This window comes from Pseudomonas sp. PS01270 (assembly GCF_029959775.1).
Lineage (GTDB): Bacteria > Pseudomonadota > Gammaproteobacteria > Pseudomonadales > Pseudomonadaceae > Aquipseudomonas > Aquipseudomonas atacamensis.
The window spans coordinates 1-14,423 of sequence record NZ_JASCPT010000067.1 but is presented as its reverse complement, the minus strand read 5'-3'; the positions used below and the strand labels follow the sequence as shown (position 1 = coordinate 14,423).

The 14,423-nt window shown below is 52.2% G+C and carries 13 protein-coding genes and 1 pseudogene; 6 read left to right on the top strand and 8 right to left on the bottom strand.

What is annotated here, in order from left to right:
• The first annotated feature begins 21 nt into the window (after positions 1 to 21).
• The 3 genes from QMX86_RS18055 (at position 22) to QMX86_RS18045 (ending at position 5,856) form a co-directional block, all read left to right on the top strand.
• The gene (locus QMX86_RS18055) at positions 22 to 3,792 is read left to right on the top strand and encodes an ATP-binding protein (protein ID WP_157222835.1); all 3,771 of its coding nucleotides are present in this window, start codon (positions 22 to 24) and stop codon (positions 3,790 to 3,792) included.
• Positions 3,789 to 4,958, top strand: coding sequence for a hypothetical protein (locus tag QMX86_RS18050; protein WP_032899226.1), 1,170 nt, complete (start codon positions 3,789 to 3,791; stop codon positions 4,956 to 4,958). Before QMX86_RS18055 ends, QMX86_RS18050 begins: the two co-directional genes overlap by 4 nt.
• Before the next feature lie 253 nt (positions 4,959 to 5,211).
• Entirely contained in the window at positions 5,212 to 5,856 is a 645-nt protein-coding gene (locus QMX86_RS18045; protein WP_157222836.1) for a hypothetical protein, read from the top strand.
• 247 nt (positions 5,857 to 6,103) lie between these two features.
• Here QMX86_RS18045 and QMX86_RS18040 read toward each other — a convergent pair whose 3' ends face one another.
• Genes QMX86_RS18040 through QMX86_RS18030 form a run of 3 tightly spaced genes read right to left on the bottom strand, consistent with a single transcriptional unit; the run spans position 6,104 to position 8,146 of the window.
• The gene (locus QMX86_RS18040) at positions 6,104 to 6,748 is read right to left on the bottom strand and encodes a hypothetical protein (protein WP_008433975.1); all 645 of its coding nucleotides are present in this window, start codon (positions 6,746 to 6,748) and stop codon (positions 6,104 to 6,106) included.
• Positions 6,749 to 6,756: 8 nt separating this feature from the next.
• Positions 6,757 to 7,770, bottom strand: coding sequence for an ImmA/IrrE family metallo-endopeptidase (locus QMX86_RS18035; RefSeq protein WP_008433977.1), 1,014 nt, complete (start codon positions 7,768 to 7,770; stop codon positions 6,757 to 6,759).
• Entirely contained in the window at positions 7,751 to 8,146 is a 396-nt protein-coding gene (locus QMX86_RS18030; RefSeq protein WP_202948676.1) for an AsnC family protein, read from the bottom strand. Before QMX86_RS18030 ends, QMX86_RS18035 begins: the two co-directional genes overlap by 20 nt.
• An 86-nt stretch (positions 8,147 to 8,232) precedes the next feature.
• On the opposite strand from QMX86_RS18030, the gene QMX86_RS18025 reads away from it, so the two are divergent.
• Positions 8,233 to 8,988, top strand: a complete 756-nt coding sequence (locus tag QMX86_RS18025) for a hypothetical protein (RefSeq protein ID WP_008433979.1) — start codon at positions 8,233 to 8,235, stop codon at positions 8,986 to 8,988.
• Here the strand turns inward: QMX86_RS18025 and QMX86_RS18020 are convergent.
• The 3 genes from QMX86_RS18020 to QMX86_RS18010 are packed head-to-tail and all read right to left on the bottom strand — an operon-like array spanning position 8,971 to position 11,014.
• A complete protein-coding gene (locus QMX86_RS18020; protein ID WP_008433981.1) occupies positions 8,971 to 9,582 on the bottom strand; it encodes an ATP-binding protein in 612 nt (203 codons plus the stop codon). The genes QMX86_RS18025 and QMX86_RS18020 overlap by 18 nt on opposite strands.
• A 15-nt stretch (positions 9,583 to 9,597) precedes the next feature.
• Positions 9,598 to 10,173, bottom strand: coding sequence for a hypothetical protein (locus QMX86_RS18015; protein ID WP_008433983.1), 576 nt, complete (start codon positions 10,171 to 10,173; stop codon positions 9,598 to 9,600).
• Entirely contained in the window at positions 10,166 to 11,014 is an 849-nt protein-coding gene (locus QMX86_RS18010; RefSeq protein WP_008433985.1) for a bis-aminopropyl spermidine synthase family protein, read from the bottom strand. The genes QMX86_RS18015 and QMX86_RS18010 overlap by 8 nt, the downstream gene beginning before the upstream one ends.
• 574 nt (positions 11,015 to 11,588) lie before the next feature.
• Between QMX86_RS18010 and QMX86_RS18005 the strand changes: the two genes are divergently transcribed.
• Positions 11,589 to 11,912, top strand: coding sequence for a hypothetical protein (locus QMX86_RS18005; protein ID WP_083853200.1), 324 nt, complete (start codon positions 11,589 to 11,591; stop codon positions 11,910 to 11,912).
• A 550-nt stretch (positions 11,913 to 12,462) separates the two neighbouring features.
• Here the strand turns inward: QMX86_RS18005 and QMX86_RS18000 are convergent.
• Together QMX86_RS18000 and QMX86_RS17995 are read right to left on the bottom strand one after the other, a co-directional pair.
• The gene (locus QMX86_RS18000; protein WP_008433987.1) at positions 12,463 to 12,747 is read right to left on the bottom strand and encodes a helix-turn-helix transcriptional regulator; all 285 of its coding nucleotides are present in this window, start codon (positions 12,745 to 12,747) and stop codon (positions 12,463 to 12,465) included.
• A 119-nt stretch (positions 12,748 to 12,866) separates the two neighbouring features.
• Positions 12,867 to 13,328, bottom strand: a complete 462-nt coding sequence (locus QMX86_RS17995) for a hypothetical protein (protein ID WP_008433988.1) — start codon at positions 13,326 to 13,328, stop codon at positions 12,867 to 12,869.
• Between the two features lie 548 nt (positions 13,329 to 13,876).
• Between QMX86_RS17995 and QMX86_RS17990 the strand changes: the two are divergent.
• Positions 13,877 to 14,338: pseudogene (locus QMX86_RS17990) on the top strand (DUF808 family protein); the annotation flags it as partial.
• Positions 14,339 to 14,423: the final 85 nt, after the last annotated feature.

Genomic DNA, 14,423 nt, shown 5'->3' with positions numbered 1-14,423 from the left:
TTTTTTGCTTGAGGCGTTTCAATGACTATTGAACAGGCACCCTCGGCGTCACCAGCCCCGATGCGCGCTGGTGGACGTGCCGCAGAGGCCGGTCTGGCTTTTCAGGCTGCGGTCGCCACTTGGTTCGCCGTGCACATTCTCGTTCGCGCGCCAGTCGGCAGCCGGTTTGGCATCAACCATCAGGCGTTGCCGGTTGCTGTCCGTCTTGAGACCGGGGAAAGCCTTGATGACATCGAGGTGTCGCAGTCGGATGGTGGTTCGCTTCATCTTCAGTGTAAAACTCGCGCAAGCCTAAGTTCAGGTTCCGGTGCGCCGCTTTACAAAACCGTTGGACAATTAGCTCGTTGGGTGGCCGACGCAAAGGCGGGGGACGGCCTTCCCGACCTGAACCGTAATGTCGCGCTGCTTGCGGTGCGCGCTGACGCGCCACGATCGCTGGATGACCTTGAATCAGGTTGTCGAGCGTTCGACCTCGGCGGGAGTTGGGCAGTGACCCGCCTCCAGCGCAACCAGGCTGAGCGCGACGCCCTTGGCGTATTCGAGGGCATTGCTTCGCCAGCCTGGACTGCACACCGTGGTGGTCCACCTGACGATGGCGATCTAACGGATCTGGCCCGTATCTTCCGTATCTCACGTTTCACTATGGACCAAGGTGACAGCGATTGGCGGGAGGTTTCTCAACTGCTTGGTCGTGCTCTGTACGGAAGTGAGGTGGCGGGTGATGCGCCGCTTCGTGATCTTGAGGGCGTCATGCGTGACCTGATTAGCAGTGGCGCACCCGCCGACCGCGATGGGTTGCTGCGAGCGCTGCGCCGTCGCGGACATAATGACATTGGTGCCCCTGGCTTCGAAGCGGACGTCGCCAGGTTACGTGCAGTGACCAAAAATGAACTCGCGCGATTAGCCATACATGGGCAGTTGCCGCTGGGTAGGGGCGCATCCATTGCGCGAGAGAGCGATGCTCCCCTGATAGCCGCCATTTTAGCCGGATCGCTACTTGTCATCGGCGAGCCGGGCGCAGGAAAAACCGGTTCGCTGATTCATGCTGCCGCAACGATCGCCGACGCTGGCGATACAGTGATTTTTCTCTCGCTCGACCGTTTTCCCGGCGTCGCTATCGCTGCGGATCTTGCATCCGAAATCGGACTCACGCACCCATTAGTTGAAACGCTGGCAGCCATGCCCGGCGGGGGCCACAAGATTCTCTTCATAGATGCACTCGATGCTGCCCGAGGCGCGCCATCCGAGGGAGTGTTCGCCACTTTGATTGAAAATGTGCGTCAACAACTTTCGGAAGACTGGATTGTTGTCGCGTCAATTCGCACTTTCGACCTCAGGAACGGCAGACGCTTCAAACAAGCATTTTTCGGGGTGGCCGCCGACTCTAATCATGCCGACAGCGGGCTGTCGGCTGTGCGTCACTTCCTGGTACCGCGCCTGAGTGAAACAGATCTCGCCAGTGTGGGAGCAGCGTCGCTGGAACTGGGTACTCTGCTCAGATCGGCCCCGCCGAAGTTGTCAGCGCTACTGCGAAACATCTTCAACTTATCCCTCGCGGCACAGTTGCTCGCCGACGGAACCGATGTAGCGGCATTCCGTGCAATTCGTACCCAGTTGGAGTTGATCAACCTCTACGCAGACGCGCGGCTTACCAGTACTCCGCTGCAGCAGGCCGCTGTTGCGACAGTGACCGTCATGGCCACTCGCCGGCGTCTGTCGGTGCGTAAGGTCACTATTGGGCATAGTGCTCTGGATGCGGTTATCCAGAGCGGCGTGCTTACTGAGTCAGGTGACTTGGTCAGCTTCGTGCATCATGTGCTGTTCGATCATATTGCTGGACGCTTCTATCTTGAATGGGATGATCCCGATGCTTTGCTTGCGCAGCTGGCGGGCGACACTACGATTGCACTGTTACTGGCCCCTGCACTGCGTTTCGCCGTCGAACAACTTTGGCGCGCCGACAATGCCGGGCGATCCCTCAGCTGGAAACTGATCACTGGCATTTTCCAGGCGAACAGCATTGACCCCGTTCTCGGAAACGTCGCACTGCGAATCGTGGTCGAAAATATTGAAGCCGAACAAGATATTGCCGGGCTGGTGGCACTCGTTGTCGGATCTCCTGCCGAGCCTTGGCTCGCACCATTGGCCACGCGTCTTGCCTTTTTTTCCAAAATTGTGTCTGAACCGAGCCGTTGCCTTACATCCCAAGTAGCGATCGCGTGGGGCCGGCTTGCGCTCGCGTTGCTTACAAGCGGTGAGCGCGCGTTGGTTCATCCCGCTCGCGTTTTGCTTCATACGTTGTTCGATAGAGGTGATTTTGAGGACGCCGCGTTTCAACAGATATTCGGCCAGGCGGCGCGCCTATTATTGCAATTGGCGTGGACACCTTCGTTATCCCTAGCCGGAAACAGCGTCAGTGCTATCCGCTTCGTCGGTAAGAGTTTTGCGTCGGATCCGACCGCATCGCGTGTGTTGCTCGATCGAATTCTGCGAGAGCCCCATTTCTCCCAACATGCCGATCAAGAGGCCACATGGCTCGCAGAACAGATTGTGCCGATCACGCGGGTTGACCCCGATTTCACAATCGAAATCTTTGCCGCGCTTTACGGTCAGGAAATCAACGACAACACTGCGTCGTGGTTCGGAGGGCAACGTAGTCGAATTATGCCGCTCACATCTAATCGGCAGCAGGATTTTGCGCATTGCCAGTGGCATCTTGGAACGGCAATGGGCAAGGTGCTTGCAATTTCTTCCTACCATGGCACGCGAGCTTTGATTGCTGGCTTGTTGGGCAAATGCGACGTCCGTGGCTTTGGGAGGGGAGATGCCGAGCAGATCAATCTCGGTGCGACGACGATCGAATTACGCGGCTATAAATATGAGCCCACTCCCTGGGATCAGGAAAAAGCACCTGGTCACAACAAAGAAGACGACCTGCTGCACCACTATGTATGTTTCTTGCGTGGCTGTGACACCGCGGCTTTTGAAGCCAGCGTTGCGGCGGCCTCATGTGCTTATGCCACCGCGTCAATATGGACACGCATATTTGGCATCGGCAGTGAGCGTCCTCAGGAGGTGGGTCATTTACTGTGGCCCCTTATTGAACGGCCGGATTTTTTTGAGAATCGGTGCGTTTATCGCGAAGCGGCTCGCTTTGTTGCGGCAGCTTGGCCGACACAAACTTGCGAGGCGCGCCTGAATTTTGAAGTGATGGCCACTGATGAAAATCGCTTCAAATCTGAAAAGGACAGGCTTCACTGGCATCGTATTCTTGGCGGCATCTTGGGGTCGGTGCCAGACGACTTGCTCGAGCTGTACGCGACGAAAACCTTGCGCGCTGAACTGGAGAGCGAGGACCTTCTGAACACAAAGCAGGCGTTCCAAAGGCGCACCGGCTATCAGGCCGATTTCAATATTGACGATTTTATCCTCAACCAAGTGCGCAACGCCGGTGCTGACGTCGAAGCGGGGCCCAACCGGGAGGTGTTTGACGCATCTAACGCGCTTCATGCCCTTGTCGAGCAGACACCTGTTGATTGCGAGTCAACCGAACTCACGGTTTTATGGCGTGAAGCCTCCGCGCTTTTAGCGTTAATTGATGCCCATCCAGGCCTGCAGGATCAGGTGGATCGAGCGGCTTGGGGGTATTTCACACAGGCTGTCGGACGGGTCGCTTCCAGCCCTAATTATTCACCTGGCACGCATGGCCTGCCGGACGTTGTCGTCATGCTCGAGCTTCTGGAGCGGCTTGCGTCCAGTCGGTACCCAGCGGCGAAGGAGGCGATATCATGAGTATTAGGTGGGGGCATGGGGACGTGCGTGTATTTGCCGCTAACGCGTCGATATCGTTTGCGGCGCGTTTCGCCGAGCAACACTCGGTCCTCTTTGATCGGCTTGAGGTATTTCTCTCCGATCCAGAGCCTGCAGTTCGGCTCCAGGTGGCGCAGGATCTTCAACTTCTCGCTGCCGTGAGTCCAGATCGCATGTGGGAAATGGGGGAGCGCATCGCTCAGCAGGAGACTCATTCCGAGATAATCGCTTCCTACCTCAACCATGCTTTGCGGCCCTTCATTCATTCGGAAATAGACCGCTGCGAGAAGGTGCTACAAATTCTCCAGGTGCGTATCCATTGCGAGTTTGATCAGGACACTGCAGGGCGTAATGACTTGCTCGAAGCCGTAGGTAGCCTGGCAATGGAGTTGTATGTTCGCCAAGGGCGTGCGCTTGCGCGTGTGTGGCTTGAAGACTGGGCGGGTGAACCCGAGCGTGTGGGCGCATTGCTCAATCATTTCTCCTCCTGTTTGCGCGGTGCACTATTTCGGCGTTATGCCGCCAAGGCCAATGCGGAGGAGTATTCAGCGTGCGACCGTGCACAGGACTGTCTCGCACTTGTCCTCAACTCATCAACGCTCGTCGCCGCCGAGGCGTACGGTGCACTTCAATCCGACGCTGTCGAGGCAGAAAAGAAGTCGGCTGGACTGCGGTACGATGCAGCGGAACTAAGCATCCATCATGCAATGAATCAACTGTATTTCGGCTCCGGCGCCCATGCCAGCGATCAACATGACAGTCCGGGTTTACCCGATGCTGCGGCGATGGCGAAATTCCTAATTGATTATGAAGGGGAACTGCGCTTAATTGCCCGCTCGCGCCAACCGTCGACACTGTATTATCTGATTGGATTGTACGGGTTCCTGATTCCAGGTAATCCCGTTGCGGTATTCGAGGCAATTCACGCGATATTACTTGGACGTGGTGAAGAGGAGGGCTATCAGTACGAGAGCTTGGGAAATACCGCTGTCGTGGAAATTCTGCAACGATACATTGCCGATTATCGTCTGATATTCGATGACGAAGGCCGACGTCACCGGTTGGTTGAAATTTTGAAGGTTTTTTCTGAGGTCGGGTGGACAGACGCGATGAAACTTCTATATGACCTTCCTGACTTGCTGCGCTAACCACAGCCATAAATGAGGCGTTGATGCGTAACAACACGCGTTTCGCGATCGTAGGGTATTGACTAGCCAATAAACTAAAGGTTTTTCTATAGACATATCGTCTGGTATCGGCGTAGAAGTTGGCATTTGGGTATCGCTCTCGGCCGGTTGGTGAAGGAGATAATGGACTGAAATACTGGCGAATTAGTGAGGCTGGTCACGGCCGCACAAATAGTTTACGAACCACTAAAATTTATGGATGTTCACGTTTAGTATGACAACGATCGTATGGGATACCCACTCTCTCTCTGCCGATAGTCGTTTGACCTTTGGCGGTGCGGTGACTAGGGAAAAGGCCAAGAAGATAGTTCAACCAGTTAATGCGTCTGTCCAGTTTGGAAAATCACCGCTTATCGCCGCAGCAGCGGCCGGTGGGGATTTTTATGTAAAACCTTGGCTTGCCTTTGTGCTAGAGCAGTCTCGGACGATGCATGATCTAATTAAATTTATTGAAAGTGGTCCATTACCAGAACATGCTATCTACAGCTTGTTCGTGCTCACTGACTCTGCCTGTTTCAAGTTTACTGCGAAACGCCTAAATTATGCTAAATCAAAAGTGCAGTTCGCGGATGTGACCAATATTCCATCAGCAAGCGGGTCAGGCGGGCATTTTGCGCTGCCTCTTGTCATCGATCATGGATTCTTGGTAGCAATCGCCCGAGCCGCCCGCCGCGATCGTAGTACTAACACTTATGTGGCATCAGTCGGGAGAATCCCTGGGGCGAAGACGCGCCGCATCGCTCAAAAGCAAATGGCAACAGCTATCAAAGTTGAAAAAAAGCTTTGGCGTAAATCCCGAATTCAGCAAGGTTGGCTGCCAGCGCCTATGAAGTGGTGCCTGATCAAACTTTTGTGTTGATCGAGCCACAGTGATTAGGTGTAGCCCAAGCAGCTTAGGCTGCGCGTGCAATGGAAGTGTGCCGTCGTGAGTTGCACCGCCGACGAACTGGGCTACAGCTGAAGGTTGTATTTCTTGCAGATGGCGAACCGCGCCGAAGGTGTTTGTAACGCCAGCGAGAAGTTTTGATTTTGGCCATATTACCGCTCACAACGCTAGTAAGTGGGTACCACAGGCAAACTCCCATCGGAAAAAGATAAAGGCGGCGTCAATCGAAAGGAGGGCCACTGCTTAGGATAGGTCCTAAAGCTTTTCGTACGTGGCCGACGTAGGAGGCGAGGCCGGCATGAATGCTTTCTTCAGCAGCGGCTATAGATACGCCAAACACGTTTGTCAGCGCTTTATCCACGCGCGGGTTGGTTCTGATGCAATGTTGAGTGGTGTGGTGGTCGAGCCGAACGAACCCCTGAATCAACGCCTCCAGCGTTATGACCTTGTTGCTCAGCAGTGGACTGATCTGCTCAAGGTCCTGTTCTGCTAGTCCTAACAAAGCCCGCTTGTCTCCGGTTAAAACTCTACCTTCTTCACTGTTTGCTGCGCCGGCGAACAGCAGGGCTTCACCTGGGTCGATGCCTGGTGCTGCGTTCAACACTTCAACGAGTTCAAGGTCGATCGCCTCAGGTGTTAGTTTTGTTGCACTGTCCAGAAAGGCTGTTATTTGTGCCGCTGCACTTTCTGTTTTGCACAACTCAAGTGGGCCACGCTTGGGCAGAAGTTTGTACCGGGCGGAGTCTAGTACGAAGATCTCTGTAGTTCCGGTTGGTGCGCTGAATAGTTCTAGTAATCGATGTAGCAGCCCATACTGCGCCAGCTTCAAAATCACGTCATTGTCTACGAAGAGTTTGAGCGCCATACGAAATCCTATTCGGCTGGCGCCACACGGCGCAGCAGTGCAGTAGTGTCATCGGGAAGGACATCTGCACGTATGCATCGCCAAAGCAGGTCGTTTACTACCGCTCCTGCAGGCGCAGCTCCTGCCTGGAGCATCTTTATCGCCGCCATGCCCAACGGCCATGCATTGTTGTGCTTGGCGAAATTGAGCACGACATGACCAGGATCCACGTGATTCGCTTTTCCATAGTTGACCGAAGCCTCTACCAACCCCCGTGCCGACATGTTGGCGGTGCCGGAGCCGTAGGTCGCATTTTCCCTTCCGTTCAGCAGGGTAATTGCAAATCGATCGGCGGCTTGTTCTTCTTCATCAGGGTCGTCGAGTGCATACGACTGTTCCCCTAACGCTTCATCAATCAGGATTTCGTCTGGTTCGATATGGCCCAGAGCGCAATGTCCGATTTCGTGGGCGATGATGAACAGTTGCCAAGCCCAGGACGTGCTTTTCTTTGAAAGGATAATGATCGGCCGACCGTCTATTAAGGTCACCATGCCATCCATTTTGGGCAGGCCGTCCCCGACATGATCCAAGTAGATCACAGGTACTCCATGTCGCCAGCATGCTTGAAGCAGGTTGCGCAGCCCTAGCCAATTGCCGCCCTCAGTGCCCAGGATCTCTGCGCGAAGCTCCAGCGGATCTGTAGGGAAGGGGGTGTAGCTGAAAGGGGTTGAGTAGGCAACTGATTCGGCAACAAACATTGCCAAGGATGTAGCAGCACTGAGATTTTTGGATTTGTTCGGAATGGATCGTTTGTACTTCGTATCTCGTCGATGCAGCGTCTCAAGGCCAGGGTTATCGGAGAATAAAGGAGCAACCCTCAACCCCAATCGCTTCGCTAAGATAGACGCCACTTCAAGCGTCGCACCTTGGTCCTGTAGCATCTCGCTGGTGACCCATTCAGGCAACAGTGATTGCTGGAAGTCCCGCGGGTAACCTGCGGACTCCAGTGCGCCAAAAATACGGTCAATTTGTGTGGCCGGCATTTCGACCTCCTTCAGCGGTTAGCTTGGCAGAATGATCAGGCTGTCGCGTACTCAGCCCTTTCAGACTCCGGATAACCTTGATCAACGCCCGGGCATGTGCATCCGAACCATCCCATAATGTCATTATGGCACTCTTGAGTTGCTCCTCCATAGAAGCTTCTTCAGGGGGGCTTCTCAATTCACTTAGGCCATAGAATTTATATAGCTTATTGAATTGGCCACTGAATCGGAGTCGGGAGTGCTGGCCGCTGCGCAAACGCCATACCGTCGGTTGTGAAACCCCGCTTTTCCTAGCAATTTCGGCATCACTACGACTATCTTGTTTCAGCGCTTCGACAAGCTTGGAGTATGACGCTTGGATTTCAATGTTATTCATGATATTCACTATAGGTGAATTCATTTTCAAAGTGAATTAGAGTTTGGTACCCTTAGCGCCGTTAAAATACTCCTGGTACCCCACTGATGATTCCTGCCACTTTTTGTTGGACCAAAATGGGAGTTGAATCAGGCGAAAGCCTTGATTTGATTATCCGTCGCAAGGACTGGGAGCGTCAGCTGGGTAGTGGTTTGTTTTTCTGGGGTATAGGTCAATCCATGGGTGAGAATGCCCGAGATGCGGCGATGTCGATGGATGAGCAGATGAAGGTGTTGTTTTCGCCGATGTCCAGCAAGGCCAAGCGCATCGATGTTACCCCGGGAGATGTTTTCGTTTGGAACAGTTGGATTGACAACAAAGGCAATTCACTGCCACTTCCAGACCACGTCTTGATTACGAGTCGCGCCGATTTGCCTTCGGGTAGACGCAAGTCAAGTCACTATGCGTTGGTATGTAAATCTACTGATAGCCTGGGGAGGGGGACGGACCTGCAAGTGACTGCGGCTTGTTTGAGAAACTTCTCCAGCGACAAGCCACTAGGCGCGTCTCAGGTGACTGCCGTTGTACGAAATGCCGAGTTTGCTCTCAGCGGTAATGTTGCTAAAAAATATGACGTGAGTTTTGTTGCCCATATGGAGGCGCCTTACTCGGTGCAGTTGGCTGACCCTACGCTGTTGTCGCCTCGGGATGTCTTGTCCATTGGCGAAGTATCATTGAATGGCAATCTTGAGGATTGGGGGCGCCTCGTTTCGCTGCTGCGTGGAAAGCGCAAGCCAGGCTTAATTGCTCCATACACCCTCGATCTGTTCGGTACCGATTGCGCCTTAGCTGCCGCTGTCTGAGTAGATTGAGCGGGGTATTCGGGAAACCTGCATGAAGTTTTCCAACAGCTCTCCCTCCGCCCTGGCTGCGTCAAGATAATAGAGCGACGCGCCGGTCTCAAACGCATACACAGATGCCAGATTGCATTGAAGATCGACATGTCGCTCCAGCTCTGTTTTGGTCGGCAATGGACGACCTGCAGCATCTGCTTGGATACGATTGGCCAGGGTGTGCGCATCGGCGTATAAGCAGGTGATTACGTCAGGTGCCAGCTGTCTCAGCATCTCCTTCGTGAAAGGGGTCACCCGAAAGCCGAAACTCTCTATCGTCACGGGGTGCGAATCAATGATCAGGAAGCCGTTTTGGTTTTTGAATCGCTGTGCCAGTTGTACAAGTTCGGCATCTACCGCCTCCACATCATCACGAGTGATCAACTTGGCCGATTGTTCGCGCAAGTCCTTCTGGTCAATGGCCCCCACACGTGACGAAACGATCCTCGCAAGCTCCTTGCTGTAGGTAAAAACCATTACCTGGTCCGCTTTTTCGGCCAAGTTTCGGGTCAATGTGGATTTTCCGGTGGCTGGTGCGCCCGTCAAATAGATGATTTTTCCCATCCGTGATTTCTCCGTTCAATCCCTTAAAAAGACTGCGTACGGGGGTTTTACCCTTGCAATTAGACCAATCTGTTTAATTATCCGCTGCTCAGGGGGAGGCGGAATATGAGGTTCGTGATAAATCAGGCAGCCTTTATCGTTTTGGCCCTTCAGGTACTCAGCGGCAATTTTTCCTCGGGACTGCCCGAGACCTACCTCAAATGCATTGAGGTCAACTTCGAATTCTTCGACTTTGAGTTCGTCTAGGACCAAGGCAAAGCGCGAGCCGCGTACTTCAATTCCTTTAGGTACAGCAGTCCAATCGACACCATCCTCTGAATATTCAGAAGCTGCTACAGGCGGAGCCGTGTGTTTTGAATTCATCTCATTCATTATGATAAGCAGATGCTTGCCAGCGTCTTGCATCGTTCGTCCAAACGGTTGAACCATGGTGCGCGGATGGCAAGAGCTGCCGCCATATCCCCAGAAAATTGAACCCGAAGCTTCAAACTCCTGCTGCTTTCTTTTTACGATATCTTCCAGAGTCTCCGATGCATGGAGGCCTACCTTCATGAAGATCACACCTTGTCCATCAATCAGGGGATTAGGCATCTGGAACCTCCTTGTAGTGTTCAAGTGAATAGCGCTGTTCGGCTTCACGATTGACATTAAGACTTGGTTTTTCTCTCACGTATTTATACGTGAGAGGATTGTTGTTTCCATAAAAATTGCGTAACCGGTCAGTCGACAGTCGTTTTGAAACCGTCTCCATCAAATCTGGCCGCACCCGCCGAAACAGGCAAGAGCAGGAACGTAAGTCGGGGGCATCATCCAAGTGGTAAAGATGAAGTTGGGGAAGCATTTCCGATACGACGTACCCCAAGTCAATGGCTCTTTTTTGGGTGTCTCGGAGAACTTCTTGTGTCCACGGAAGATCGGGATCATCTGCGATTACCACGATGCCCAAACCTTTTTGATGGGTTGCCTGACTGCCACGTTCCAAGAATGCGGTCACGCTTTGGCCAGCGTTACTCGCGCCCCAGGGCGGATTGATATGGAAACCATCGTAGGCACCGAAGTGCTCTTCAGGTAGGGGATCAGCCACATTGTAAAGCTGAGCCGTTATGTGGACGTCAGGAGCCAGCTTTTCGCCAAAACGCAGGACCGAGTTGACGATACGCTCGTCAAAGTCGAGTAGTGTGATAGAGGACGGGCCATAGTCGACAACCTTTTGTGCCTTCAGGTGGGCTGCAGAAAGCGCGATTCCGTCTCCGTCTCCCACGAAAATGACTTTCTTGCCGTCGAACACCCGCGCAACGTATTCCGCTTGGACAACCATGTCGGCGACCTTCATGTAAATTTGGTCGAACTCTCGCAGCGGAGCGGGTCGATTCATGACTACATCGGAAATACTATTGATTGCGAGTCTAAGATCGAACTTCACTATAAACATCCCTGTGCAGTTTTATTGTGAGTGACGCTTAGGTTTTCAGGTGTTGTAGCTAAGGGCCAGCATAATCAAGGAGACTGGTAAACGGAAGATCGTTGCACCTTTATTGTTGCTTTCTCCCGTCTGCAGCCCAAAATAATTCAAATAAGTACGATGCGACTCTTGAGTGAGCGCGCATTTGCGGTCGAGAGGCGGCTATTGGTGGGTGAGTCAGTCGCGTGAGCACCTTGAGCACCTTGAGCATTGAGAGTGTATGCCTGTAAGGTATGCAGATATTGGCATTCAGGACGTGCGTAAAACTCCTAAGCGTGCGCGTTGACCTCGAAGTTGTCGACAGACGACTGGCGTGCATTTTTTTGATGGGGCTCCCAGGAACCTATTTACTATGCCGGGATGATACTTCTAGTAAGATAACGTTTGTCCATATGACTTGAGATCATCTGCGAATACAGCGAGCACATGCGAATATTTAATATTTCAACAAGAGTGGTTGTCGTACTTACCTTGTGCAACGCACCGCTGTCGCTGGCTTATAGTGTTTTTCAAACCGATTTCTAAATACGATGAGATACACAATATGAGTATAAAGCTGAGTGAAGAGGAAATGCGTCGAGCCCTATTCGGCTCGCCTAATCAATCAGTTCCTACGTCGTCACCTGAGCCACAATCAACCGAGGAGGTAACATCCAAGCCTCACTCTGCGCCACGAAAACCAGCCAAGCTTTTGTCTCAAAAGTTACGAGTTACGCTCAGCGTTACAAAGGAATTCGAAGGCAGTGCGGAATTATTTGTTTATGATGTTAATACTCTAAGTTCGTTGGTTGCCGAGCTAGAGGCTAAAAAAGAAGCAAAAAAATTGAAGTTCAAATATTTCGAGTTGATTTCGGTTAAGGCTGTTTAAGGCACGCTTGAGGCAGCTTTTTATAGTGCTTTTTAATTGTTTGGTATTCGGAATTTAAATGTTTTGCTGTATGCTGCAACCTGATTGAGTATGTTGTATCGCCACCTCTATTGTCAGGTAATGGAAATCGACGAAGATATATAGGTGTCGCTGCTTGCTTTAATTTATCCATTCTTTAAACTGGCGACATACTCTATGTTGTCATTGCGCTAATTTTGCTTTACATAGCAGGTACGTGCATGGCAACAATATACCTGCCTATAAAATAATCGCTCGAGGACCCCATGAAAGGAAAGCGGAAGGATAAAGCCATCAAGTGGCGTTTTAAGAATTCACATGAGGTCAACGCTCACTGCTTGCTATCGAAGAGGTCTTTGAAGTCCGCTCATAGGTTTCTGGACGCAGCATTGGCCCATGGTCCAGACTTCGAGCCTTTGGGAGTACTCGCGGGGAAACATTGATACGGTGCACCGAGCGCGTGAAAGTGTTTTTCAGCGAAAGCCTGGTAGGTCGGTAGCGCACTGCTGTACTACTGCCTGGAACATGAATATCAACCGCGGTGCATTTTTTTTAGTCCTTTGAGTTCAGATGCAACCTTGGCTAGAAGTTGCTCCGCACTGTCTGGTCCCATTTTTTCGTAAGCAGCAGTCAGTAGTGTGAGCGGATGGATCTCCAAGTTTTTGGCAATCTCCACTATTTTTGGCAGTGTTGGAGCCTTCAGTCCGCCCTCAACCTCACTGATATAGCCTTGGTTAGTGCCTATCGCGCCCTGAGGAAGGCCCTTGTCTCGACGGATGGATTTGACCGTTTCTCCAAATGATTCTTTGAGTTCCATTTGCTTTCCCGCAAAAGGAACGATAAGGCCTTGCTTGAGCGAAAATCTCTATACGCTATAGAGATTTTTGCAGGGGGCTGGGTAGTTATTGCTTGTTCCGTTGGGATGTTCACTCTGTGTTACTGCATTGGGCCGTAAAGCTGCAGTAGTCCCGAGGCTAGGCGTTGAGGATTCGGTTTTGAATCGTGATCTTGAAGATGCTGGGCCCTATAGATAATCCGAGATCGCTTTTTTTTCCTCAGGTCCAGTTCTCCGATTTTGTACATCGACTCACTGGTGCGATACATGACTGCGCTACCTGGTGATTCAAGCCCCTCAACAATCGTTACACTGACCAAATCTTCTAAAACCCAATGACTCCTCCCGCTGACCGAGGGCGGGCACATCATTTGTATATGCTTAATTTCTACACCCTTTGCGAAGAGTAAGTATCGATAAAGGGTATAGGCACACTCCAGCAGCGCTGCTCGGTTCGACTCTCCGGTTTCCAAGGAAGTGATGGTCGCGACGAAGCACGGACCTTCGATTTCTGCATGAAACCAGGCCCGCACTGTTTTATCTAGTGGGTCATAAACGAGCATTGCTTAAAGCTCCGTAAGCTAGCTTTGATAAAGGTGGATTGGGAGTTTATCTTATTGTATATGCTATAGCGATATATTTAGTAAATTGACTAGTCTTACATCATTCTTGGATTTCAATGTCGCGGCGACAGGTTCAGCATATAGCGTGTAAATCGTTGCGATTTTTGGTGCGATTAGTCCAGACCTGGTTGAAAAATAAGGGGGGGACATCCCATTCCGAGGTTTTGCCCTTGGGTGATACTCGAATTTCCGGGTCTTGAAAAAATTCTGCTCTTAATTTTAAGTCTTGCAATGGGGCTCGTTGCTCTCGAGGTGCGTATCACCTGCCTCCCGTTTAATACTTACGATTTTCTGTGTGCTTGAGTTGAGACGTACGGATGTCAAGTGATTGCATCTTGTAATGGTTCTGCGTCTCTGAGCGCAGCGACCTACCGAGTTAGTTCGAGGAGGCTGCAAAGGCTTTGTGCAGTTTCGCTATCTGCACAGGGACATATTAAGCTGAAGCCCCCGAAGTACCTTGAATTGGGCATATTTTCGGTGGCTTAAACGTGCTCTCGGCAGAAATCATTGCGATCACTCTCGGCACTGTGGCAGATGCCTCGCTGACTCAGCAAGTGGTCGTCATGTCCGGCATCGCCATTGTCATGACCGTGGGCGTTTACGGTTTGGTGGCGGGCATCGTCAAACTCGACGACCTGGGGCTGTGGCTGACGCAGAAACCCGGGCAGATGGCGAAAAAGATCGGCGGCGGCATTCTCAATGCCGCGCCGTACATGATGAAAACCCTGTCGGTGGTCGGCACGGCGGCGATGTTCCTGGTCGGCGGCGGCATCCTGACCCACGGCGTGCCGGTGCTGCATCACTGGATCGAAGGTGTTGGCGCAGCGGCGGGCAGTGCCGGGTTCGCCGTGCCGATGCTGCTCAATGGTGTCGCGGGGATTATTGCCGGGGCTGTGGTGTTGGCGGTGGTTTCGGTCGTAGGCAAGCTGTGGAAAGCGCTGAGGGGTTAATCAGCAACACATAACAGATGTGGGAGCGAGCCTGCTCGCGAATGCGGTAGTCCAGTCAATAATTGATAAAGACTGATACTCCGCG

Excerpts from the sequence above, each read along its gene's own strand:
- QMX86_RS18055 (WP_157222835.1), top strand. The coding sequence starts at position 22 with ATGACTATTGAACAGGCACCCTCGGCGTCACCAGCCCCGATGCGCGCT.
- QMX86_RS18050 (WP_032899226.1), top strand. The coding sequence starts at position 3,789 with ATGAGTATTAGGTGGGGGCATGGGGACGTGCGTGTATTTGCCGCTAAC.
- QMX86_RS18045 (WP_157222836.1), top strand. The coding sequence starts at position 5,212 with ATGACAACGATCGTATGGGATACCCACTCTCTCTCTGCCGATAGTCGT.
- QMX86_RS18040 (WP_008433975.1), bottom strand. The coding sequence starts at position 6,748 with ATGGCGCTCAAACTCTTCGTAGACAATGACGTGATTTTGAAGCTGGCG.
- QMX86_RS18035 (WP_008433977.1), bottom strand. The coding sequence starts at position 7,770 with ATGCCGGCCACACAAATTGACCGTATTTTTGGCGCACTGGAGTCCGCA.
- QMX86_RS18030 (WP_202948676.1), bottom strand. The coding sequence starts at position 8,146 with ATGAATAACATTGAAATCCAAGCGTCATACTCCAAGCTTGTCGAAGCG.
- QMX86_RS18025 (WP_008433979.1), top strand. The coding sequence starts at position 8,233 with ATGATTCCTGCCACTTTTTGTTGGACCAAAATGGGAGTTGAATCAGGC.
- QMX86_RS18020 (WP_008433981.1), bottom strand. The coding sequence starts at position 9,582 with ATGGGAAAAATCATCTATTTGACGGGCGCACCAGCCACCGGAAAATCC.
- QMX86_RS18015 (WP_008433983.1), bottom strand. The coding sequence starts at position 10,173 with ATGCCTAATCCCCTGATTGATGGACAAGGTGTGATCTTCATGAAGGTA.
- QMX86_RS18010 (WP_008433985.1), bottom strand. The coding sequence starts at position 11,014 with ATGTTTATAGTGAAGTTCGATCTTAGACTCGCAATCAATAGTATTTCC.
- QMX86_RS18005 (WP_083853200.1), top strand. The coding sequence starts at position 11,589 with ATGAGTATAAAGCTGAGTGAAGAGGAAATGCGTCGAGCCCTATTCGGC.
- QMX86_RS18000 (WP_008433987.1), bottom strand. The coding sequence starts at position 12,747 with ATGGAACTCAAAGAATCATTTGGAGAAACGGTCAAATCCATCCGTCGA.
- QMX86_RS17995 (WP_008433988.1), bottom strand. The coding sequence starts at position 13,328 with ATGCTCGTTTATGACCCACTAGATAAAACAGTGCGGGCCTGGTTTCAT.